Below are 20,935 nucleotides of genomic sequence, written 5' to 3' on the forward strand. Positions count from 1 at the left end.
GTGGTCGAGTCTAGGTCGGGTGTCCGGGAGGCGGCCCCGGGATATCCCGGAGGGGGCCCTGACCACGGGGTCCGCCGGGTGCACCGCAGCACGCTGCGCAAACGCGTTTTTGTGCTGGCCCGGGAATCCGCTAGAGTTCAACACGTCGCCGGGACGCGGAAGCGGACCGAAACGACAAGCGGACGTAGCTCAGTTGGTAGAGCGCAACCTTGCCAAGGTTGAGGTCGCGAGTTCGAGCCTCGTCGTCCGCTCGAAGGAAGAAGGGGTCATCCCGATCCCCTACACTCCTGGTGGAGTGGCCGAGAGGCGAGGCAACGGCCTGCAAAGCCGTCTACACGGGTTCAAATCCCGTCTCCACCTCCAAGGACGATTAGCTCAGCGGGAGAGCGCTTCCCTGACACGGAAGAGGTCACTGGTTCAATCCCAGTATCGTCCACTGGATCTACGGATCCTGGGTCTCTCGAAGATCCCCACCCGCGCGATTAGCTCAGCGGGAGAGCGCTTCCCTGACACGGAAGAGGTCACTGGTTCAATCCCAGTATCGCGCACTGTCTGTGACTCGTGAGTCACAGTCCGCGGACGATTAGCTCAGCGGGAGAGCGCTTCCCTGACACGGAAGAGGTCACTGGTTCAATCCCAGTATCGTCCACACAGCAAGAAGCCCCCGGCCGTCTCGTACGGCCGGGGGCTTCTGCGTGTGCTCAGCTGGAGAAGAGCATGTGGCCGAAGCTCTTGTGGCGGTGGTGCCCGTAGTGACCGTGGCCACCGTGCTGACCGCCGTGCGGGGCGCCCCAGGCGGGCGCGGCCGGGGCCGCCGGGTAGGCCTGCGGAGCGGGCGCGGGCGGCGGGGCCGGCTGGGACCACTGGGACTCCAGGCGGGTCAGCGCCTCCAGCTCGCCGTAGTCGAGGAAGATGCCGCGGCAGCCGCTGCACTGCTCGATCTGGACGCCGTTGCGGTTGTAGGTGTGCATCGGCGCATGGCACTTCGGACACTGCATGGTCGGCTCAACTCCTCGCCGGTCGGTCTTGCTTCGTGTTTCCCCAGGACAGACTCCGTGCGGCCCCGGGCGGTTGCAGCCTAGTGCGGGAATCCGGGCGCCGGTCAGGGGGTGGCGGACGGCATGCGCGCGCAGGCGTCGACGAGGGCCTGCTCCACCTCGTCCAGCGGGCGGTCCGCGGCGAGCGCCTTGGTGATCGCCAGGGCGGCGGTCTGCACGGTCAGCGCGCGGGCCGGGACGTCGAGGGCGGGCCAGGGGTCGCCGGCCGCGGGCACGGCCGGGCCGCGGGCCTGCCGGTACGCCGTCAGGAAGCGGGTCCACTCCTCGGGCGGGAGAAGTCCGCAGGCGTACCAGGCGGCGGGGCGGGCGAGGTCCCAGGCCGGGACCCCGGCCCCGAGATCGTCCACGTCGATGAGCTTCCACGGTCCGTCCGGTGCCGGGTGCCGGACGAGCTGGCCGAGGTGCAGATCGCCGTGGCAGAGGGCCGCGGGGGCGGGCATCGGGGCCGCTGCCCGGGCCCAGGCGGGCAGGGCGGCCCAAGCGCCCAGTACGGGGCCGGCGGCGGTGTGCGGCGCGGTACGGAGCGCCGCATGGAGCCGGCCGAGCGCGCGGGCGGCCTTGGCGGGGCCGCGCATCGGGGGCAGGCCGGTGGGGACGGGGCTGCGGTGCAGCCCGGCCAGGAGAGTGGCGACAGCCTCCCAGGGGGCCGCGTCCGGGTCGTCCGGGTCCACCGGGACGCCGTACGGCCAGCACGTCACGAGACGGTCGTGCAGGGGGGCCGGGGCGGGGGTGAGCGGGGGCAGGAGCAGGTCGGGAAGGCGCGCGGCCGTGGCGACGCGAAGGGTGAGCGCGGTGCGGTCGGTGTCCGGCGCGTGGGCCTTGGCGACGGTGCCGGCGTGGCGGACGACCGTGGTGTCGGAGCGGGTGGCGAGGGGGGTGCTGCCGCAGATGCAGGGGGTGGTGGGGGCGTGGGGGTGGGCGGTGGCTCTGGCCTTCGCGGCCAGCGCGGATATGAGGGCGGGCGTGTTCGGGTCTGCGGCGGGGTCGATGTCTGCGGTCAAGGCTGCCTCGGGCGGGGTGGACTGTTCGGCCGAGGGTACTGGGGGGCGGGCGCCGGGGGTTCGCTTGCCCGCGCCGGCGGGGTGCGCCGTGCTGCCGACGGGCGGGCATGGCTGCGGTCGCGGGGTGGGTGCCGAGGGGGTGGAACGGCTAATGCCGGCGCAGCTCCCCAGCTGCGCCGGCATTTGTGCCGTCCGCCGTACCCCCGTCCCCACGGGGTTTCATGGATGGATGTCCCCGCCCGGACCGCTCTTCCGGGCCTGGGGTCGCCGCTCAGCGCCCCAGCATCACACCCACGGACGACGCCTGTGTGGCCACCGTCTCCCAGCCGTCGAAGACGAGCAGGAGCAGGGCCGCCAGGGGAAGGGCCATGAGCGTCGCCACCAGGGGGTGGCGGCGGCCCGTGCGGCGGGGGGCGAACGCCGTGCGTCGCGGTGCCGTGTGGGCCATGGTCCCTCTCCTGACCGTTTCGGTTGTCATCGGCAGCGGCGGGTGCCTGACCTCGGGGGACGAGTGCTGCACCCGCCGCTTGACCTCAAATCTAGGCGCGCGACATCCGGCGGGCGTCATGCCTTCGTACCGAATCGCGGGCCTCCCGGAGGATGAGCCCTGACCTGTGGAGTACTCCCCTGGGTGGAGACGCGGTCCTACGTCTCGGGGTCTTCCCTGAGGAGGCGCCCGCTGTGTCCGGTCATTTCCGATGCGTCCTCCGGGGCGATCGGGGTGACTTCGATCACTGCGGGCGGGGCCGGGAGGGGTGTCCGAGACGGCTCGCGATCCGGGGCGCGGCCGGTCCCCCGGGCCGGCCGTGACCGTCGGCCGGCGGGCGGGCGGAGCCGGGCACGGTGTCCTCATGGAAGCCCAACCGCCCTTCGGCACCAGGTGGTTGGTCCCACCTGTGGTGTGAAGTCGCCCTCCCTCCGGGGTTCCTGACCGCGTTTCACCTGCCCCGTACGGCCCGCACAATCCGTCCGGCCGAGAGGGCGCGGCCTCTGCGCGCAGGCGGCCGTGGAAACGTAAGCTGTGCCTCGTCACAGGGACCGGGCAGCGGGGATGAACATGGCGATGATGCGCCTGAGGCGCGAGGACCCGCGCGTCGTCGGCTCGTTCAGGCTTCACCGACGGCTCGGCGCGGGCGGGATGGGCGTGGTCTATCTCGGCTCCGACAAGAAGGGGCAGCGGGTCGCGCTGAAGGTGATCCGGCCCGACCTGGCGGAGGACCAGGAGTTCCGGTCGCGGTTCGCGCGTGAGGTGTCGGCGGCCCGGCGTATCCGCGGCGGCTGCACGGCCCGGCTGGTCGCCGCCGACCTGGAGGCCGAGCGGCCCTGGTTCGCCACCCAGTACGTGCCCGGCCCTTCCCTGCACGACAAGGTCGCCGACGCGGGCCCGCTCGGCGCGGCGGACACGGCGGCGGTCGGCGCGGCCCTGTCCGAGGGGCTGGTCGCCGTGCACGAGGCCGGGGTCGTCCACCGGGACCTGAAGCCCTCCAACATCCTGCTGTCCCCGAAGGGGCCGCGGATCATCGACTTCGGCATCGCGTGGGCCACCGGTGCCTCCACGCTCACCCACGTGGGCACCGCGGTCGGCTCCCCCGGCTTCCTCGCCCCCGAGCAGGTGCGCGGCGCGGCGGTCACGCCGGCCACCGACGTCTTCTCCCTGGGCGCCACCCTGGCCTACGCCTCCACCGGTGACTCGCCCTTCGGACACGGCAGTTCCGAGGTGATGCTGTACCGGGTGGTGCATGAGGAGCCGCAGCTGTACGGCGTGCCGGACGCGCTCGCCCCGCTGATCCGGGCCTGCCTGGCGAAGGATCCCGACGAGCGCCCGAGCACCCTCCAGCTGTCGCTGCGGCTCAAGGAGATCGCCGCCCGGGAGGCGCAGGGCCTGACCGACGTACGACCGCCCGTGCCGCGCGCCGCCGAGGCGGACCGGCCCACCGGGCGGCTCGCCGACACCTATCCCGACCAGCAGCGCGTCCAGCGGCGTACCTCCCCGGGTACGCCGCTGCCGCGCGGGGGCACCCCGTCCCGGGGCGTGCCGTCGCGCGGCGGTCCGGCCTCGCGGGGCGATGTGCCGTCGCGGGGCGGGCCGTCCTCGCGCGGTGACGTCCCGTCCCGTGGGGGCGTGGCCTCGCGGGGCGGCAGCGGTGCGCGCGGTGGCGGTGCCGTCTCCTCCCGGCCGGGTGTGCCGCGTCACACCCCGGCGCCGCGCGGCGGCGGCCCGCGCTCCGGCAGTGGCGGCCGGCCCGCTCCGCGCAGCGGTTCCGGGCGGCCGGGGCAGCGGCCCTCGTGGACCTGGTGGCGGCCGGCCAATCCGCGGCTGCTGCGGCAGCGGCTGTTCGTGTTCGTGGTGGTGACGCTGCTGGTGGCGCTGGGCATCGCGGTGGCCCAGGGCTGCCAGGGCCCGGCGCGCGGGCTCGGCGGCGACGACGGCGTCCAGCGGCAGCGGCACGCACAGCCGAGCTACGTGCTGCCGGGCGACGGCAAGGTCATGCCGGACCCGTACAAGTCGACTCTGAGCCACGACGCCGGGAACTGAACGGCAGACGGTCGAGACGGCCGACGCCGCTCCGGCCGGGCAAGCAGCTGTGCCGGAACGTCAGCCCGGACCGGGAATCCAGCTGTGCCGGACCGCCGGTCAGGACGCCGGCCGGCCCGTCGCCACCGCGTAGAACGCCACCGCGGCCGCCGCGCCCACGTTCAGGGAGTCGACGCCGTGGGACATCGGGATGCGGACCCATTCGTCGGCGGCTACCAGCGCCTGGGTGGAGAGTCCGTCGCCCTCGGCACCGAGCATGAGCGCCACCCGGTCCATCCGGTGCGGAGCGGCCTCGTCCAGGGTGCGGGCCTTGTCGTCCGGGGTGAGCGCGAGCAAGGTGAAGCCGGCCTCGCGGACCGATTCCAGGCCCTTCGGCCAGGTCTCCAGACGGGCGTACGGCACCGAGAACACCGCGCCCATGGAGACCTTGACGCTCCGCCGGTACAGCGGGTCGGCGCAGTCGGGCGACAGCAGGACCGCGTCCATGCCGAGAGCCGCCGCCGAGCGGAAGATCGCGCCGATGTTGGTGTGGTCGTTGACCGACTCCATGACGACGACCCGCCGGGCGGAGCGGAGCAGTTCGACGGCCGTCGGCAGCGGCTTGCGCTGCATGGAGGCGAGGGCGCCGCGGTGCACGTGGTAGCCGGTGACGCGTTCGGCGAGTTCCGGGCTGACGGCGTACACCGGGGCCGGGAGCTCGTCGATGACATCGCGCATGACGTCGATCCACTTGGCCGAGAGCAGCATCGACCGCATCTCGTAGCCGGCTTCCTTGGCCCTGCGGATGACCTTTTCGCCCTCGGCGATGAACAGACCCTCGGCGGGCTCGCGCTTGCGGCGCAGCTCCACGTCGGTCAGGCCTGTGTAGTCGGAGAGGCGCGGGTCGTCGGGATCCTCGACGGTGATGAGATCGGCCACAGGGTGATACTGCCTTGTCCTGGGTGTGGTGCCAACGGCTGGGCGGGGGTGGGTTACCCCGGGTTACGCGAGATCAAGCCAAGGTCGTGGACCGTCACGGCGTCTCGGGGCCGACCCGCACGACCTCGCCGACGACGATGACCGCCGGCGGCTTCACGTCCTCGGCGCGTACCGTCTCGGCGACCGTGGCCAGGGTGGCGTCCACGCGCCGCTGGGCGGCCGTGGTCCCCTCCTGGACCAGGGCGACCGGGGTCTCGGGGGACTTGCCGTGCGCGACGAGCGTCTCGGCGATCTTCCCGATCTTGTCGACGCCCATGAGGATCACGAGCGTGCCGGTGAGCTTGGCCAGCGACGGCCAGTCGACCAGGGAGCGCTCGTCGTCGGGCGCCACATGGCCGCTGACCACGGTGAACTCATGGGCCACTCCCCGGTGCGTGACCGGGATGCCGGCCGCGCCCGGCACCGAGATCGAGCTGGAGATGCCCGGGACCACCGTGCACGGGATGCCGGCCTCGGCCAGCGCCTGGACCTCCTCCATGCCCCGGCCGAAGACGAACGGGTCACCGCCCTTGAGCCGGACGACCGCCTTGCCCTGCTTGGCGTGCTCGATGAGCGCGTTGTTGATGGCCTCCTGGGCCATGTAGCGGCCGTACGGGATCTTCGCCGCGTCGATCACCTCGACATGCGACGGGAGTTCGGCGAGCAGGTCGCGCGGGCCGAGCCGGTCGGCGATGACGACGTCCGCCTCGGCGAGGAGGCGCCGGCCGCGGACCGTGATCAGGTCGGGGTCGCCGGGGCCACCGCCGACCAGGGCCACGCCAGGGGTGCGGGTGCGGTGGTGCGGGGCGACCAGCGTGCCGTCGCGCAGGCCCTCGACGACCGCGTCCCGGATGGCGGCGGTGTGCCGGGGGTCACGGCCACGCGCGTGCGTGGTCAGTACGGCCACGGTGACGCCCTCGCTGTGGCCGGTCGCCGGGGTCCACGCCGTCGCCTGGTCGGCGTCGTCGGAGCGGACACACCAGACACGGTGCCGCTCCGCCTCGGCGGAGGCCCGCGTGTTGGCCTCGGGGTCGCTGGTGGCGATGAGGGCGTACCAGGCCTCGGCGAGGTCGCCGTCCTCGTACGCGCGCCTCAGCCAGGTGATCTCGCCCGCGTCCGCCATGGCCTCCACCGAAGGGGTGGCCTCGGGAGACACGAGGACGATGTCCGCGCCTGCTGCGATGAGCGCCGGGAGGCGGCGCTGGGCGACCTGGCCGCCACCGAGGACGACCACGCGGCGGCCGGAGAGGCGGAGGCCTACGGGGTAGGCGGGGTGTTCGGCCATGAGGGGCGACTCCTCGTGCAGCTGTGCGATGGGCGCGCTGCACCTTCGGAGCGGCCCTGACGTGCAGATTTTAGGGTGTGGGCAGGGACCGGGACACGGGTGGTCCGACAGCTGAAACACCGGACCACCCGTCCTGCGGGGCCTACTTCTCGGTGACGCCCGCCGAATCGAAGGTGGCCACCTCGTGCATCGCCCGCGCCGTGCTCTGCACCAGCGGCAGCGCGAGCAGCGCGCCCGTGCCCTCGCCGAGGCGGAGGTCGAGGTCGACCAGCGGGCGCAGGCCGAGCTTGTTGAGGGCGGCGACGTGGCCGGGTTCGGCGCTGCGGTGGCCGGCGATGCAGGCCGCGAGGACCTCGGGGGCGATCGCGCGGGCCACGAGAGCCGCCGCACCGGCGCTCACGCCGTCCAGGATCACCGGCGTGCGCAGCGAGGCTCCGCCGAGCAGCAGACCGACCATGGCCGCGTGCTCGAAGCCGCCGATCGCCGCGAGGACGCCGATCGGGTCGGCCGGGTCCGGCTGATGGAGCTCCAGGGCGCGGCGGACGACGTCGGTCTTGCGGGCGAGGGTCTCGTCGTTGATGCCCGTGCCGCGGCCGGTCACCTCGGCCGGGTCGGCACCGGTGAAGACGGAGATCAGCGCGGCCGACGCGGTGGTGTTGGCGATGCCCATCTCACCGGTGAGCAGGGCCTTGTTGCCGGCCGCCACCAGGTCGCGGGCGGTCTCGATGCCCACCTCGATGGCCGCCTTGACCTCCTCGCGGGTCATGGCGGGGCCGGTGGTCATGTCGGAGGTGCCGCCGCGGATCTTGCGGGGCAGCAGGCCCGGGGTGGCCGGCAGGTCGGCGGCGACACCCACGTCCACGACGCACACCTCGGCGCCGACCTGGTTGGCGAAGGCGTTGCAGACGGCTCCCCCGCCGAGGAAGTTGGCCACCATCTGGGCGGTGACCTCCTGCGGCCACGGGGTGACGCCCTGGGCGTGCACGCCGTGGTCCCCGGCGAAGATGGCGACGGCGGCGGGCTCCGGGATCGGCGGCGGGCACTGCCTGGACAGCCCGGACAGCTGGGCGGAGATGATCTCCAGCATGCCCAGCGCGCCGGCCGGCTTGGTCATGCGCTTCTGACGCTCCCACGCCTCGCCGAGCGCCTTGGCGTCCAGCGGGCGGATCTGTGCGACGGTCTCGGCGAGCAGGTCGTGGGGTTCCTCTCCGGGCAGGGCGCGGCGGCCGTACGTCTCCTCGTGCACCACCCAGGACAGGGGGCGTCGCTTGGACCAGCCGGCCTGCATCAGCTCGGGCTCGTCCGGGAACTCGTCGACGTACCCGACACACAGGTAGGCGACGACTTCAAGGTGCTCGGGCAGGCCGAGCGCGCGGACCATCTCCCGCTCGTCGAAGAAGCTGACCCAGCCGACGCCGAGGCCTTCGGCGCGGGCGGCGAGCCAGAGGTTCTCCACCGCGAGCGCCGAGGAGTAGGGCGCCATCTGCGGCTGGGTGTGACGGCCGAGGGTGTGACGGCCGCCGCGGGTGGGGTCTGCTGTGACGACGATGTTGACCGGGGTGTCGAGGATGGCCTCGATCTTCAGTTCCTTGAACTGCTTGGCCCGGCCCTTCGGCAGCGACTTGGCGTAGGCCTCGCGCTGACGCATCGCCAGTTCGTGCATGGTCCGCCGGGTCTCGGCGGACCGGATCACGACGAAGTCCCAGGGCTGCGAGTGGCCGACGGAGGGCGCGGTGTGCGCGGCCTCCAGGACTCTGAGCAGCACCTCGTGCGGGATGGGATCGCTGCGGAAGCCGTTGCGGATGTCGCGGCGCTCGCGCATCACCTTCAGCACGGCCTCGCGCTCGGCGTCGGCGTATCCGGGCGCGGCCGGGCCGGTGGACTCTCGTGCTTCCGCCACTTCGGCCGTGCCCTCTTCCTGGTCGGCGGCCCTGGTCTCCAGGTCCTCCGCGTGCTGTACGACATCGGGGACGGGCTGCGCGTCCGGCGCGGCGCCCGGCTCGCCCTCCCGGGGCGCGGGCACGGTGGCCACCGGCTCCGGCTGCTCCTGCGGGCCCTGGGGCCCCTGGGGCCCGTCCGCCGCCAGGACCTCCGCCGGTACGACGAGCGGCTGCGGCGGGGTGGGCGCCAGGTGCGGGGTGGTGGGCACCTGGCCCTCCACCGGCACGAACTGGCCGAGCGGCTGCTCCGGGTGCTGCGGCTGCGGGGCCACCGCGGGGTCGGGTACGGCGGTGACCGGCGCCTGCGGCTGGAGCTGCGGGCCGGCGGCCGGTGCCGGGGTGCCGGGCTGCCCGGCCGCGCTCCGCTCGGCGGTCTGCACTGCCTGCGGCTGCGGCTGCGGCTGCGGTACGGCGGACACGGTCGTGGCGTCGGCGTCCTGCGGAACGCTCTCGGCGAGCTGCGGCCCCTGCACCTGCAGCACGGCCGGCTCGGTCATCACCTCGGCGGCCTCGGGCACGCCGGCGCCGACGGTCTGGGCGGGCACGTCGGCCTGCGGCGCTTCGGCGGGCGGTGCCTGGACCAGGAGTGCCTCGGCCTGCGGTGCCTGGGCCTGCGGCGCCTGCGCCTCGGGGGTCGGCGCGACGGGCGTGCCGGGCTCCTGGGGGGCGGCCTCCGCTGCGGCCGGTACGACACCAGGGGCGTCGGTGACGGCCGGGGCCGGCTGCGCCGGGGCGGCGGGGTCGGTGGCGGCCGCGCCCTGCGGGGCGACGGGCTCGACGGCGGGGACAGCCGTCGGGTCGGGGGCCTCGGCGGCAGGGACGTCGGCGGGCTGGGCCGGGTCCTGGGCGGCCACTGCGCCGGGGGCGTCGGCCACGTCCTGAGCGGTGACCGCGTCGGTGGCGGCCGTCACGTCCTGAGCGGCCGTCGCGTCCTGAGCGGCGGTCGCGTCCGCGGACGGGACCGTGTCCTGGGCGGCCATGGGCTCCCGGGCCGCCTGGGCGGAGTCGGTGGGCTGCGGGGCGTCGGCGAGCTGGACGGCGTCGCCGGGCTGGGCCGCCGTAGCCGGCTGCGCCACCTCGGCGGGCGGCGCGGCCTGCACCGGCTCGGCGGCTACGGCCGGCTGACCGGGCACGGCCTCGGCGGGCGGCGCGGCCTGGGCCGACTCCATGGCCGCGGCCGGCTGAGCGGTCTCGGCCGCCACCGTCTCGGTCTCCGCGGCGGCCGCGGCACCGGGAGCCTCCGCGGCCTGAGCGACCTGCGCGGCTTCCGTGCCCTCGGGCGCCGGAACGGTCTGGTCCGGGAGCTGTGCCCCGCCCTGATCGGTGCCGGTCCCGGCTTCCGGGGCCGGCGCCGGACCCTGTGCACCGCCCGGCACCTCGGCGGTCTGCCCCGCCGCTGCGGGCACCTGCCCGGGCTCCCCGTCGGGCGCGGATACAGCAGGCGCGGATACGGCAGGCGCGGGTACGGCGCCCTCGGCAGCCGGCACGGCCTGCTCCGCCGGGGCCGCCTCGGCCGAGAGAACTCCGTCGACGACGGTCACCGGAGCCGGCGCACCATCGACAAGCTGTGCCACAGGAACCGCAGGTCCCTCGGAGCCGGCCTGCTCGGCCGGCACCGCAACACCCTCGGCACCCTGCTCCACCGGAACCGGCGCACCCTCGGCACCCTGCTCCACCGGAACCGGCGCACCCTCGGCGCCCTGCTCCACCGGAAGCGGGAAGCCCTCGGCACCCGCTCCGCCCTGCTCAGCCGCGGCCTGCACGCTCTCGGCCGCCGGAACCGCCGGCGCGCCGTACACCCCGTCATGGCCGTGCACCGGCTGCACCCCGTCATGGGCGTGCACGACTGCCTGGGCCGTTGCCTGGGCGCCGTCGCCGGGCTGCACCTGTGCCGCGGCCTGGTGTGCGAGGCGGGCCACCGCGGCCTGGGCGGCGTCGGCCGGCTCGGGGGGCGCGGGCGGACTGACCGTTTCCGCAGCCGGGGCCTGGACGCCGACCTGGGCCGGGGCGGCCGGGGCCGCACCCCAGGGGGCCGCGCTCTGCGGGGCCATGTCGTGCAGCGGCTGCGCGTCGAGGTATTCGGGGCCGGCGGTCGGCGGCCCGGGCTGGCGCACCGGCGCACCGGCGGGGCCGCGGTCGGCGAGGGAGCGGACCGGGCTGGCGGAGGCGTCCGGGATCGGCGGGCCGAGGTGCAGCGGGCGGCGCTGCGGCTGCGGCGCGGCCACCGGCTCGTGCGGCGCCGAGAGGATCGGTGACGGCGGCGCGGAGGCCGGGCCGGGGTCGGGCAGCCGAACGCCGCTGAGGTCGACGGAGCCGCTGTCCCGGCCGCTCATCTCGTGCGGGCCCGGCTCGTGGACGGCCTCGACCACCGGTTCCGGAGCGGGTGGCGGCACCTCGTTGCCCCACGCGCCCTGGGCACCCGGCAGCAGCAGGTCTTCGTCCTCGGCGTGTGCGTCGGAGAGGTAGGTGTACGCGCCGTGCGCAAGGACGCCCGGCTGTTCCACCATGCCTGCGCTCTCCGGCTGCCCCTCGCCCGGGACCTGGCCGGTGTCGGTCATGCGTACCCCTCGCCCATCGGTTAGTGCTTCTACGACCAGCTCACCCGGAACGGCGCACCGACCGCCCCGCAGTGAAGAACGAGCGTCCGTGCCCAGCGGCACGAACGACCCGCCGGAAAAGGCGACAAAGCCATTCAGTGGCATTGTCCCGGCCGTTCCGCCGTCGCGACAGCATGATCCGCGACAGTCCGCTGTGGACTGCGCCACGTTGCGCGTCCTCCGGTTCCGCCGTACCACACCCACCCCAATACGGGTGTGCGTTCCGGACATTGGCGAACGAAGTTCGGGCCACCGGTGCGGTACAACGATCGGCCAGCCTACCGCGCCGGTACGACAACAGGATCACGGGGCGCGGTCGGGCAGTACCCCGCTGAGCAGGAACGCGACACTCCGCTCGGTCTCGGTCCAGGCACGGGTGTCGAGTTCGACGGACTGGAGCAGGGCGCACTCGACGCGGTACCCGTGCTCGGTCAGATCGCGGCCGACGAGTTCGGCCGCGTCGCGGGTGGCGGCGTGCGTGACGATGCGCTGCGGGCGCCGGTCGGCGACCGCGGAGACGACGGCCGGTCCCCCGCCGCCGACCCGTACGACGTCCGGCTCGGGCAGGTTTTCGAGGACGTGCGGGGCGGTGCCGCAGACGGCCTGGAGCTGGACGCCGAACCGGCGCGCGGCCCCCTCGGCGCGGGCGCAGGCCGCGGGGTCGCGATCGACGGCGATGACGGCCGCGCCGGCCCGCGCGGCCTCGGTGGCGAACGCGCCGGAGCCGCAGCCGATGTCCCACACCAGGTCGCCGACCCGGGGCCCGAGGCGGGCGAGTTGGGCGGCGCGGAGCAGTTCCCGCTCGCCCTCGCCGAGCCCTCCGCCCGGTCCGGCGCCGTAGCTCTCGTCGGGCTGCACCCAGCCGCGCGGGCCGGCGCCCGGGTCGCGCCCGGCGATCCAGCCGCCGCCCTCCCCCGCGCCGACGGGTCCGCCGATGACGATCACGACGTTGGGGTCGCGCCAGGTGTGGTCGGCGGCCTTGTCGGAGGTGACGACGGTGACCTGTTCGCGTTCGGTGCCGAGTTCCTCGCAGATGACGAAGGTGCGGTGGACGCCTTCCAGCAGGAGGCCGAGTTCGGCGGGGCCGGCGCCCGGCGCGGTGAGGACGGCGACCTTGGTGTGGGCGCGGCAGACGTTGACGGCCCGGCGCAGGGTGCGCGGGTGGGCGACGACGACCTGGGCGTCGTCCCAGGGCATGCCGGCGCGGGCGAAGGCGGCGGCCACCGAGGAGACGGCGGGGACGACCTCCACCTCCAGGCCGAACTCGGGCGCGCGCAGCGCCCGTACGACGCCGAAGAAGCCGGGGTCGCCGTCGGCGAACACGACCGCGGTGCCGCGGTGGGCGGCGATGCGGCGGGCGGCCAGGGCGAGGCTGCCGAGGCGGATGCGCTCGGCGGTGGGCGGCAGCTCGGGCAGCGCCAGGTGGTGGGCGGCACCCGCCACGAGGGTGGCGGCGCCGAGGGCGGCCCGTGCCGCGTCGGTCAGCGGCGAGCCGTCCCAGCCGATCACCGTGACCCGGTCGGCCATCGTCGTCAGTCTCCAGTGGTTCTGCGCAGGTCTTGGGGGCGAAGAGCCCGGGGCGGGCTCCGTGAGGGTATCCGGTGCGGTGCGAAGGCCGGTCGCCCGCGGGCTCAGTTCCAGTCCGAGTACGACGTGAAACCGCCCGTGTCGGCCAGCTGCTCGCTGACTCCGGCGAGGTCCTCCGGCAGCAGGCTCCAGACGATGACGTCCGTGCGCACCTCGGTCCAGGCACCGTCGTCGGTCCTGGTCCGCGCTATCCAGGCGTTGCGGAGGACACCCTCGCTGATACAGCCGATCTTCTGGGCGACCTGCTGGGAGGCGGTGTTGTCGGCGGCGGTGCGCAGTTCGAGCCGCTCGAACTTCCGGTCGTGGAAGAGCCACTGGGCGGTGGCGAGGGCGGCCTCGGAGGCGTAGCCCTCGCCGCGGGCCCAGGGGGCGATGACGTAGGCGATCTCACTGGAGCGGACGCGCCAGTCGGTGTTCCTCAGGTGCACGATGCCGACGAGCCGCTGGGTGAGGAACTCGGTGACGGCGAGCACGATGCCGCGGCCCTCGGTGCGTTCGTCGGGGGCGAGCCGGGTGATCCACCGGCGGGCGTCGGACGCGGTGTAGGGGTGGGGAACGGTGGTCCAGGCGACGACCTGCTCGTCGTTCATCATCTCGGCCAGGGCGGGCACGTCGTCCTCGTCGAAGGGGCGCAGCACCAACCGCTCCGTGCTGATGGAGATGTTGGGGAAGGTGCTCGTCATGCGCCGCTCCGTTACCTTCGGGAATCCTCGGAAGACCTCAGGGCCGTCAGGCCTGCTGAACTGCCCAGCATGCAGCATGAAACCACTCGACCGCACGACGGGGTCCACACCCGGTGAGGGAGTGGACCCCGGCAGTTGCACCGACGGCGAGGACTCAGAAGGACGCGATGACCGAGCCCTGGTACTTGTCCTCGATGAACTTCTTGACCTCGGGCGAGGTGAGGAGCTTGGCGAGCTTCTTGACCCGCGGGTCCTTCTCGTTGCCCTCCTTCACGGCGAGGAAGTTGCCGTACGGGTTGTCCTTCGCGGACTCCAGGACGAGGGCTTCCTTCGCCGGCTTCAGGCCCGCGGAGATGGCGTAGTTGCCGTTGACCACGGCCGCGTCCACGTCGTCCAGGGAGCGCGGGGTCTGAGCCGCCTCGACCTCCTTGAACGTGAGGTTCTTGGGGTTCTTGGTGATGTCCCGCGGGGTGGCCTCGTTGCCGGTGCCGTCCTTGAGGGTGATGAGCCCGTTGGCGGCGAGCAGCTTCAGGGCGCGGGCCTCGTTGACGGCGTCGTTCGGGACGGCGATGGTCGCACCGCTCTTGAGGTCGTCGGCCTTCTTGACCTTGTGGGAGTACAGGCCGAGCGGCTCCAGGTGCACCGTGACGACGGGCACGATGTGGGTGCCGCGCTTCTTGTTGAAGTCGTCCAGGTACGGCTGGTTCTGGAAGTAGTTGGCGCCCACCGAACCGTCCTCGGTCGCCGTGTTCGGCGCGATGTAGTCGGTGAACTCCCTGACCTCCAGGTCGAGGCCTGCCTTCTTCGCCAGCTTGTCCTTGACGAAGTTGAGGATCTCGGCGTGCGGGGTCGGGCTCGCGGCGACGATCAGCGGGCCGCTGGTGTCGGAGGAGCCGGAGTCGTTGCCGGAGCCGCAGGCGGTCAGCCCGAAGGTGAGGGCTGCGGCGGCGAGGACGGCGGTGGTGAGCTTGGCGGTGTTACGCACGAAAAGTGCCTTTCCTGAAGGGTGGTGCGGCCCCGTGTACGGGCACGGGGAGTCTTGGGGGTGCTCAGGCGACCTTGCTGACGTCGGCCGCGGCCGGCTCCTTCGCCTTCAGCAGGCGGAGCTTGGGTACCGGGCCGGAGCGCGCGCCGCGGCGGTGCAGGGAGCGGGCGGCGAAGTCGCCGGCGAACTGGATGAGAGAGATGACGACGGCGAGGATCGCCACGGTGATCCACATCAGCTCGGTCTCGAAGCGCTGGTAGCCGTAGCGGACGGCGAGGTCGCCGAGGCCGCCGCCGCCGACCGTGCCGGCCATGGCGGAGTAGCCGATGAGGGCGATGATCGTGGTGGTGGTGCTGGCGATCAGCGAGGGCAGGGCCTCGGGGACGAGGACCTTGCGGACGATCGTCCAGGTGTTGCCGCCCATGGACTGCACGGCCTCGACCAGCCCGTGGTCCACTTCGCGGACGGCCGTCTCGACCAGGCGGGCGAAGAAGGGGATGCCGCCGATGGCCAGCGGCACGATCGCCGCGGTGGTTCCGATGGTCGTGCCGGTGACCCAGCGCGTGAAGGTCATCAGCGCGACCATCAGGATGATGAACGGCATGGACCGGCCGATGTTCACGATCTGGCCGATCACCTTGTTGGCGACGACGTTCTGGAGCAGGCCGCCTCGGTCCGTGAGGACGAGGAGGATGCCGAGCGGAAGGCCGGCGACGACGGCGATCAGGGTGGACCAGAGCACCATGGCGAACGTCTCGGAACACGCCTGCGACAGCAGCGGCTGCATCTCCGACCAGGTCACTTGGCACCTTCCTTGACCAGCAGGGCCTCCTGGCCCACGACGTCGATCTCCAGGCCCTGTTCGCGCAGGAACCCGATCGGCACCACGTTGTCCTCGTAGCGGCCGGGCAGTTCGATGCGCATACGGCCGACCTGGAGGCCGCCGACGGTGTCGATGGCGGCGCCGAGGATCGAGATGTCGATGTTGTAGGTGCGCGAGAGCTGGGAGATGACCGGCTGGGTGGCGGCCTCGCCGTGGAAGGTGACGTCGAGGACGGTCCGGTCGGCGCCGGTGGCCTCGCCGCCCACCGGGAACAGCGCGGCGGCGAGCGTGGAGCCCGGGGTGGCGAGCAGTTCGCTGACCGTGCCGGACTCGACGATCCGGCCGTTCTCCATGAGGGCGGCGGAGTCGCAGATCGACTTCACGACGTCCATCTCGTGCGTGATGAGCAGGACGGTCAGGCCCAGCTGCCGGTTCAGGTCGCGCAGCAGCTGGAGGATGGAGCGGGTGGTCTCCGGGTCGAGGGCGCTGGTGGCCTCGTCGGACAGCAGCACCTTGGGGTCGCCGGCCAGGGCGCGGGCGATGCCGACGCGCTGCTTCTGGCCGCCGGAGAGCTGGGCGGGGTAGGCCTTGGCCTTGTCGGCGAGGCCGACCAGGTCGAGCAGCTCCAGCGCCTTGCGGGAGCGTGCCCGGCCCGCCTGGCCGAGGATCTCCAGCGGCAGCTCGACGTTGTCCTGCACGGTCCGCGAGGAGAGCAGGTTGAAGTGCTGGAAGACCATGCCGATCCGGCTGCGTGCCCGGCGCAGTTCCCGGCCGGCGCGCGGGCCGCGGCCGGCCAGGGCGGTGAGGTCCTGCCCGGCGACGGTCACGGTGCCCGAGGTGGGGCGCTCCAGCAGGTTGACGCAGCGGATGAGGGAGGACTTGCCGGCACCGGACTGGCCGATGACGCCGTAGACCTCGCCTTCGCGGACGTGGAGATCGACGCCGTCGAGGGCGGTGACCTCACGGCCGCGGGAGCGGTAGACCTTGGTCAGGCCCGAGGTGGTGATCACGTGGGTTTCCGTCACTGTCGAGTGCGCGGGCGTGGGTGTGCCCGGGCACGGGTGCATGCGGTTCAGGCATGGAAGTGGCCGTGCGTCTCGTACGGCTATGGCGCACGGACATGCCACGGCTCTCGCTTCGGGGCGCGAGGCTCAGCTGATGCGGGGGCCCTCTAGAAGGCGCACATTCGACACATCAGGCGACACATACAACGAGCACCGGGCGTCATGGTCGCCTCGGTCGCAAGGGTGCGGCAGCTCGTCGTGGTCATGCGATCAGTAAACCAGACGCACGGTCCTGACCGGACGCCGCTGTCCGGATACTGGACAGCGGCGGACAGCCCGGTCCGGGACCTCAGCGGCGGACGGAGATTTCCACGTCCCGGTCGGTGACCAGTGCGGACAAGGCCGCCAGGTCCTTCACCACCAGGTCGGCGTCCAGTTCCTCCGCGCGGTGGGTTGTGGCCAACGCCACGGTGGTCATTCCGGCGGCGCGGCCCGCCTGGAGTCCGGCCGGGGCGTCCTCGAAGACGACACAATCGGCCGGGTCGACGCCGAGCCGCCGGGCGGCGAGCAGGTAGGGCTCGGGGTCGGGCTTGCCGCGCGTGATGTCGTCGGCGGCGATCAGCGTCTTGGGCAGGATGCCCACGGCGTCCAGGCGGGCCTCGGCGAGCCGCCGGGTGGCGGAGGTGACGACGGCCCAGGTCTCAGCCGGCAGGGAGTCGAGGAAGTCCCGGGTGCCGGGCAGGAGCCGCACGCCACCACCGGGCACGTCGTCCACCTCCAGCTGCTCGACCCGGGCGACCGCCTCCGCCACGAGGTGGGCGGGCAGCAGATCGGCGACTATCTCGGCGGCGGGCCGCCCGTGCAGCGCCACCCGCCCGAACTCCTCGGCCGTGATCCCGTACTCCCGGGCCCAGCGGGTCCAGCAGCGCTCGACGGAGTCGAGGGAGGAGACGAGAGTGCCGTCGTTGTCGAACAGGAGGGCGCGTGCGTGGATCGTCATGGTCTAGACCCTACGGTGTACGGCGGGGGCGGCGGCCTCGGGCCGTTTCGGCCGTAATAGGGTCACGGCATGCTCAATGCCCTGACGCTGGTGACCGGTGTCGCCGCGCTGCTGCTCGCCGCCTGGTGCGGCTGGGCCGCCTATCGCGACCAGCCGACGAAGGACTGGCACTTCATCGGCATGGCCGTGGTGTCGCTGCTGGCCGTCGTCCAGCTGGTGATCGGGATCGTGCAGCTGGCGCGGGGCGAGAAGCCGGAGCAGGGCACGACGATCTTCGTGGCGTATCTGCTGGGCGCGTTCGCGTGTGTTCCGGCGGCGGGCCTGATGTCACTGGCCGAGCGCACCCGCTGGGGTTCGGTGACGGTGGCCGCCGGCGGTGTGGTGCTGGCCGTGCTGGAAGTGCGGCTCTTCGACATCTGGGGAGGCTGAGGTGACGGCGGTGGAGGAGAAGCCGGCCCGGCTGATCAGCGGGCCGGGCATGCTGCTCGTCTGGTTCTACGGCGTGATGGTCGTGGGGGCGGTGTCGCGGTCGGCGTACCAGATGGCCACGGAGTTCGACCGGGCGCCGCTCAGTTATTCTCTGTCGGCCCTGGCCGGGGTCGTGTACGGGTTCATCACGTACACGCTGATCCGGGGGGGTGAGACCGCCCGGCGGGCAGCACTGGTGTGCTGCGCCGCCGAGCTCGCCGGAGTGCTGATCGTCGGCACCTGGACGCTGGTCGACCGCTCGGCCTTCCCGGACGCCACCGTCTGGTCGTTCTACGGGGCGGGGTACGTCTTCATTCCGGTGCTGCTGCCGCTCTCCGCGATGTACTGGCTCAGGAAGGCCCGGATCGCGCGGGGCGCCTGAGCCGCGTCGGCGGCTGCGGCGGTCCGTGGTGTGTCGCGCCCGCGCGGCGGAGCCGCATGTCGATACAGCCCCGCGCCCCGTCGGGGCGCTGCCTCAGGCCGTGGCCACGTACGTGCCCGCCTGCTTCTCGAGGATGATCATCTCCACCCCGTCGCTGCCCTTGGCCCGGCCCACCGTCTGGTAGCCGACCCGGCGGTACAGGCGCAGGTTGCCCTCGCTGCGGTGGCCGGTGAACAGGCGGAACCTGGTGGCGCCCCGCTCCTCGACCAACGCCGCTTCGGCCGCGCGCAGCAGCCGCGCGCCGATGCCGTGGCCTTGGAGGCGCGGGTGGACGCAGAGCTTGCCGATGGCCGCCGCGCCGTCCTCGGTCACCTTGCCGCGCACCGAGCCGACCACCTCCTCGCCGAGCCGGGCGACGAAGACGCAGTCGGAGGAGACCTCCTGGCGGACGGAGTCCAGGGTCTGCACGAGCGGGTCGATGCGGTAGTTGCCGTACAGCGCCGCCTCGCTCTGGAAGCACAGGTACTGGAGCCTGAAGATCTGCTCCGCGTCCTGTTCGGTCGCCGCCGAGATGGTCACGCTCATGCCCATGTGCGCATGCCTCCCGCTCACCTGATCACCTGTCGTCCCCCACTCCTATCCCCGCACTTCGCAGGCCGCAACCTCCGGGGTGAGCAATCGACGCAGACATCCAAGACATCGGGAACGTTCCGGGCCGAGACTGCCCTGTGAGATACCCAACTCCCCCGCGATTTCCCGGTATGTCAGGTCCTTCGGCGAGAGCAGCGCCTCCAGGAGGCGGGGGCAGCGGCCGGGCAGACGGCGGACCGCGTCCCGCAGGGCGCGGTACCGGGCGGCGGTCAGGACGAGTTGTTCGGGCCCGGGCCGCACCTCGTCGGCCGGCTCATCGTCGTACGGCCGTTCGAGGCGGGTGGTGCGCCGGCTGCGGCGGGCCTCGGCGCGGACGGCCTTGCGCAGCCAGCCGTGCGGGTCCCGCGGCGGTCCGTCGGTCTCCAGCCGCTCCAGGAGGCGGAGCCAGACGGCCTGCTCCAGGTCGTTCGGCTCGCCTCCGGAGGCATATGCCTCGGCGGCCGCCTCGGCGGTGAGCAGCGGGCGCAGGGTGGCTACCAGGTCGTGCGTCATATGCGGAACGACGAGCCGTCCCGGCGGCGGGTTGCCGGGGCGGCACACAGTCACCCCGAACGGGTGTCGGCCGGCGCGCCGGTTGACGCGGTCAGCCGCCCAGGAAGTCGGCGCGGGCGAGCACGCCGGTGTCGGCGTTGTCGGTGAAGACACCGTCGATACCGGTCGCGAAGTACGTCTTGAACGCGCCGAAGACGTCGCCGTAGCCGTCGGCCGTGCTGCCCTTGCGGTACTCGGCCGGCAGGAAGGGGTTCTCGTTGCGCAGGGTGTAGGGGTGCAGGATCAGGCCCACCTTGTGCGCGTCCGAGACCAGGGTGGTCGGCTCGGCCAGGGTGCCGTCCGCGTTCCTCGGGATGACGAGGTCCAGGGTCGGGCCGATGCCCTGCGCGTATCCGGCGATCTCGCGCAGGCCCTTGGGTGTGATGAGGTCGGCGACCGTGCGCGGGTCGTTCGCCTCGACGAAGTCGTACGGGCGGCTGTTCGCCGCGGAGAGCAGGACGACGAGCGGGTTGTCGACGAGCTGGTTCAGCCTCTGGATGCTGCTGGGCTCGAAGGACTGGAGGATGACCGGGGAGTTGCGGCTGTCCTTGTGGTACTTGCGCAGCAGCTTCGCCACCCGCTCCTCCAGGCCGAGGCCCAGCGTGCGGAAGTAGGTGGGGTGCTTGGTCTCGGGGTAGATCCAGACCTGTTTGCCCCGCTTGCGGGTCTCTTCGTCCTGCCACTTCAGGACCTCTTCGAAGGTGGGTATCTCCCAGCGGCCGTTGTAGAGGGTGTTGTGCGGGCGGTTGGCCGGGATGCGCTCGACGGCGCGCAGCGTCTTCAGCTCGGCGAGCGTGAAGTCCTCGGTGAACCAGCCGGTGGTGGGGACCCCGTCCAGGACCTTGGTGGTCTTGCGGTCGGCGAACTCCGGGTGGGAGGCGACGTCCGTCGTACCGCCGATCTCCGGCTCGTGCCGGCAGACCAGGTGGCCGTCCTTGGTGGGCACCAGGTCGCCCGCCTCGACCACGTCGGCGCCCAGGTCCAGGGCCAAGGCGTACGAGCCGAAGGTGTGCTCGGGGCGGTAACCGCTGGCGCCCCGGTGGCCGATGACGGTCGGCACCGGCAGGCTCCTCAGGCCGCGGCCGCCGTGCCCCGCCGTCCGGGCCTCGGCGGCCCGCGCCGCGCCGGGCAGGCCGAGGACCGCTCCGCCCGCGCCGAGCACCGCGGCGCCGAGGAGCGCCCGCCGTCCCGTTGTCCGCTGCTGCCCGTTCGCCTGGTCGCTGCCCATGAGCGCCCTCCTGCCGCCTTCGTCCGTCGGTGCGGGCCGATCGTAGGGGCGTACACATGACGGGAGGGAGGCCCTGGTTCGAACACGCGGGTGAACTCGGGTGTCGTGCGGGCGGCGGAACCTGACGGGCCGTCCGCGCCGGGGCCCCTGACCCGCGCGATGTCCGTCACATCATCGCAAGGCCGTTACGCGCCGTCCTCCGCGGAGCACCGCAGGTAA

General features: G+C 73.0%; 18 protein-coding genes and 5 tRNA genes. 8 read left to right on the forward strand and 15 right to left on the reverse strand.

Annotation, left to right across the window (positions count from 1 at the left end; translation table 11 throughout):
• The first annotated feature begins 178 nt into the window (after positions 1 to 178).
• The 5 genes from ACZ7DL_RS14365 (at position 179) to ACZ7DL_RS14385 (ending at position 649) form a co-directional block, all read left to right on the forward strand.
• Positions 179 to 251 (forward strand) — tRNA-Gly (locus ACZ7DL_RS14365).
• 38 nt (positions 252 to 289) lie between these two features.
• A tRNA-Cys gene (locus ACZ7DL_RS14370) sits at positions 290 to 363 on the forward strand.
• A gap of 1 nt (position 364) precedes the next feature.
• Positions 365 to 436: transfer RNA gene (locus ACZ7DL_RS14375), tRNA-Val, on the forward strand.
• Positions 437 to 476: 40 nt separating this feature from the next.
• A tRNA-Val gene (locus ACZ7DL_RS14380) sits at positions 477 to 548 on the forward strand.
• Between the two features lie 29 nt (positions 549 to 577).
• A tRNA-Val gene (locus tag ACZ7DL_RS14385) sits at positions 578 to 649 on the forward strand.
• A 52-nt stretch (positions 650 to 701) separates the two neighbouring features.
• Here the strand turns inward: ACZ7DL_RS14385 and ACZ7DL_RS14390 are convergent.
• The 3 genes from ACZ7DL_RS14390 to ACZ7DL_RS14400 form a co-directional block, all read right to left on the reverse strand.
• The gene (locus ACZ7DL_RS14390) at positions 702 to 998 is read right to left on the reverse strand and encodes a TFIIB-type zinc ribbon-containing protein (RefSeq protein WP_470774322.1); all 297 of its coding nucleotides are present in this window, start codon (positions 996 to 998) and stop codon (positions 702 to 704) included.
• Between the two features lie 104 nt (positions 999 to 1,102).
• Positions 1,103 to 2,059, reverse strand: a complete 957-nt coding sequence (locus tag ACZ7DL_RS14395; RefSeq protein ID WP_470774323.1) for a phosphotransferase — start codon at positions 2,057 to 2,059, stop codon at positions 1,103 to 1,105.
• Between the two features lie 271 nt (positions 2,060 to 2,330).
• A complete protein-coding gene (locus tag ACZ7DL_RS14400; RefSeq protein WP_361214742.1) occupies positions 2,331 to 2,507 on the reverse strand; it encodes a hypothetical protein in 177 nt (58 codons plus the stop codon).
• 603 nt (positions 2,508 to 3,110) lie between these two features.
• Between ACZ7DL_RS14400 and ACZ7DL_RS14405 the strand changes: the two genes are divergently transcribed.
• A complete protein-coding gene (locus tag ACZ7DL_RS14405) occupies positions 3,111 to 4,595 on the forward strand; it encodes a serine/threonine-protein kinase (protein ID WP_470774324.1) in 1,485 nt (494 codons plus the stop codon).
• Positions 4,596 to 4,694: 99 nt separating this feature from the next.
• Here the strand turns inward: ACZ7DL_RS14405 and ACZ7DL_RS14410 are convergent, their stop codons facing one another.
• The 9 genes from ACZ7DL_RS14410 to ACZ7DL_RS14450 all read right to left on the reverse strand — a co-directional run bounded on the left by ACZ7DL_RS14410 (position 4,695) and on the right by ACZ7DL_RS14450 (position 17,456).
• Positions 4,695 to 5,513 (reverse strand): TrmH family RNA methyltransferase, encoded by an 819-nt coding sequence (locus ACZ7DL_RS14410; protein ID WP_470774325.1) that lies wholly within the window; start codon positions 5,511 to 5,513, stop codon positions 4,695 to 4,697.
• Positions 5,514 to 5,607: 94 nt separating this feature from the next.
• Positions 5,608 to 6,837 (reverse strand): uroporphyrinogen-III C-methyltransferase, encoded by a 1,230-nt coding sequence (gene cobA / locus ACZ7DL_RS14415; RefSeq protein WP_470774326.1) that lies wholly within the window; start codon positions 6,835 to 6,837, stop codon positions 5,608 to 5,610.
• Positions 6,838 to 6,979: 142 nt separating this feature from the next.
• Positions 6,980 to 11,335 carry a nicotinate-nucleotide--dimethylbenzimidazole phosphoribosyltransferase gene (gene cobT, locus ACZ7DL_RS14420; RefSeq protein ID WP_470774327.1) on the reverse strand — a complete coding sequence of 1,452 codons (4,356 nt, stop codon included), beginning with the start codon at positions 11,333 to 11,335 and terminating at the stop codon, positions 6,980 to 6,982.
• Between the two features lie 342 nt (positions 11,336 to 11,677).
• Positions 11,678 to 12,901 (reverse strand): precorrin-6y C5,15-methyltransferase (decarboxylating) subunit CbiE, encoded by a 1,224-nt coding sequence (cbiE, locus tag ACZ7DL_RS14425; RefSeq protein WP_470774328.1) that lies wholly within the window; start codon positions 12,899 to 12,901, stop codon positions 11,678 to 11,680.
• A gap of 104 nt (positions 12,902 to 13,005) precedes the next feature.
• Complete coding sequence (locus ACZ7DL_RS14430) at positions 13,006 to 13,644, reverse strand: GNAT family N-acetyltransferase (RefSeq protein WP_470774329.1); 639 nt, start codon at positions 13,642 to 13,644, stop codon at positions 13,006 to 13,008.
• Positions 13,645 to 13,798: 154 nt separating this feature from the next.
• Positions 13,799 to 14,629 (reverse strand): MetQ/NlpA family ABC transporter substrate-binding protein, encoded by an 831-nt coding sequence (locus tag ACZ7DL_RS14435; protein WP_470774331.1) that lies wholly within the window; start codon positions 14,627 to 14,629, stop codon positions 13,799 to 13,801.
• A gap of 64 nt (positions 14,630 to 14,693) precedes the next feature.
• Positions 14,694 to 15,431 (reverse strand): methionine ABC transporter permease, encoded by a 738-nt coding sequence (locus ACZ7DL_RS14440; protein WP_470774333.1) that lies wholly within the window; start codon positions 15,429 to 15,431, stop codon positions 14,694 to 14,696.
• The gene (locus tag ACZ7DL_RS14445; RefSeq protein WP_470774335.1) at positions 15,428 to 16,519 is read right to left on the reverse strand and encodes a methionine ABC transporter ATP-binding protein; all 1,092 of its coding nucleotides are present in this window, start codon (positions 16,517 to 16,519) and stop codon (positions 15,428 to 15,430) included. The genes ACZ7DL_RS14440 and ACZ7DL_RS14445 overlap by 4 nt, the downstream gene beginning before the upstream one ends.
• A gap of 286 nt (positions 16,520 to 16,805) precedes the next feature.
• Complete coding sequence (locus tag ACZ7DL_RS14450; RefSeq protein ID WP_470774337.1) at positions 16,806 to 17,456, reverse strand: HAD family hydrolase; 651 nt, start codon at positions 17,454 to 17,456, stop codon at positions 16,806 to 16,808.
• Positions 17,457 to 17,525: 69 nt separating this feature from the next.
• Here ACZ7DL_RS14450 and ACZ7DL_RS14455 point away from each other — a divergent pair, with 69 nt between their 5' ends.
• Positions 17,526 to 17,885, forward strand: coding sequence for a hypothetical protein (locus ACZ7DL_RS14455; protein WP_470774339.1), 360 nt, complete (start codon positions 17,526 to 17,528; stop codon positions 17,883 to 17,885).
• A gap of 1 nt (position 17,886) precedes the next feature.
• Positions 17,887 to 18,306: a hypothetical protein gene (locus tag ACZ7DL_RS14460; protein ID WP_470774341.1), complete on the forward strand. Its 420-nt coding sequence runs from the start codon at positions 17,887 to 17,889 to the stop codon at positions 18,304 to 18,306.
• 93 nt (positions 18,307 to 18,399) lie between these two features.
• Here ACZ7DL_RS14460 and ACZ7DL_RS14465 read toward each other — a convergent pair whose 3' ends face one another.
• The 3 genes from ACZ7DL_RS14465 to ACZ7DL_RS14475 all read right to left on the reverse strand — a co-directional run bounded on the left by ACZ7DL_RS14465 (position 18,400) and on the right by ACZ7DL_RS14475 (position 20,716).
• A complete protein-coding gene (locus ACZ7DL_RS14465; protein WP_470774576.1) occupies positions 18,400 to 18,897 on the reverse strand; it encodes a GNAT family N-acetyltransferase in 498 nt (165 codons plus the stop codon).
• Between the two features lie 45 nt (positions 18,898 to 18,942).
• The gene (locus tag ACZ7DL_RS14470; RefSeq protein ID WP_470774342.1) at positions 18,943 to 19,449 is read right to left on the reverse strand and encodes an RNA polymerase sigma factor; all 507 of its coding nucleotides are present in this window, start codon (positions 19,447 to 19,449) and stop codon (positions 18,943 to 18,945) included.
• Positions 19,450 to 19,540: 91 nt separating this feature from the next.
• Positions 19,541 to 20,716, reverse strand: coding sequence for a glycerophosphodiester phosphodiesterase (locus ACZ7DL_RS14475; protein WP_470774343.1), 1,176 nt, complete (start codon positions 20,714 to 20,716; stop codon positions 19,541 to 19,543).
• Positions 20,717 to 20,935: the final 219 nt, after the last annotated feature.

It is taken from the genome of Streptomyces sp. NPDC036984, from assembly GCF_055607665.1.

Excerpts from the sequence above, each read along its gene's own strand:
- ACZ7DL_RS14390 (WP_470774322.1), bottom strand. The coding sequence starts at position 998 with ATGCAGTGTCCGAAGTGCCATGCGCCGATGCACACCTACAACCGCAAC.
- ACZ7DL_RS14400 (WP_361214742.1), bottom strand. The coding sequence starts at position 2,507 with ATGGCCCACACGGCACCGCGACGCACGGCGTTCGCCCCCCGCCGCACG.
- ACZ7DL_RS14405 (WP_470774324.1), top strand. The coding sequence starts at position 3,111 with ATGAACATGGCGATGATGCGCCTGAGGCGCGAGGACCCGCGCGTCGTC.
- cobA (WP_470774326.1), bottom strand. The coding sequence starts at position 6,837 with ATGGCCGAACACCCCGCCTACCCCGTAGGCCTCCGCCTCTCCGGCCGC.
- cobT (WP_470774327.1), bottom strand. The coding sequence starts at position 11,335 with ATGACCGACACCGGCCAGGTCCCGGGCGAGGGGCAGCCGGAGAGCGCA.
- cbiE (WP_470774328.1), bottom strand. The coding sequence starts at position 12,901 with ATGGCCGACCGGGTCACGGTGATCGGCTGGGACGGCTCGCCGCTGACC.
- ACZ7DL_RS14430 (WP_470774329.1), bottom strand. The coding sequence starts at position 13,644 with ATGACGAGCACCTTCCCCAACATCTCCATCAGCACGGAGCGGTTGGTG.
- ACZ7DL_RS14445 (WP_470774335.1), bottom strand. The coding sequence starts at position 16,519 with ATGCACCCGTGCCCGGGCACACCCACGCCCGCGCACTCGACAGTGACG.
- ACZ7DL_RS14450 (WP_470774337.1), bottom strand. The coding sequence starts at position 17,456 with ATGACGATCCACGCACGCGCCCTCCTGTTCGACAACGACGGCACTCTC.
- ACZ7DL_RS14455 (WP_470774339.1), top strand. The coding sequence starts at position 17,526 with ATGCTCAATGCCCTGACGCTGGTGACCGGTGTCGCCGCGCTGCTGCTC.
- ACZ7DL_RS14465 (WP_470774576.1), bottom strand. The coding sequence starts at position 18,897 with ATGGGCATGAGCGTGACCATCTCGGCGGCGACCGAACAGGACGCGGAG.
- ACZ7DL_RS14470 (WP_470774342.1), bottom strand. The coding sequence starts at position 19,449 with ATGACGCACGACCTGGTAGCCACCCTGCGCCCGCTGCTCACCGCCGAG.
- ACZ7DL_RS14475 (WP_470774343.1), bottom strand. The coding sequence starts at position 20,716 with ATGGGCAGCGACCAGGCGAACGGGCAGCAGCGGACAACGGGACGGCGG.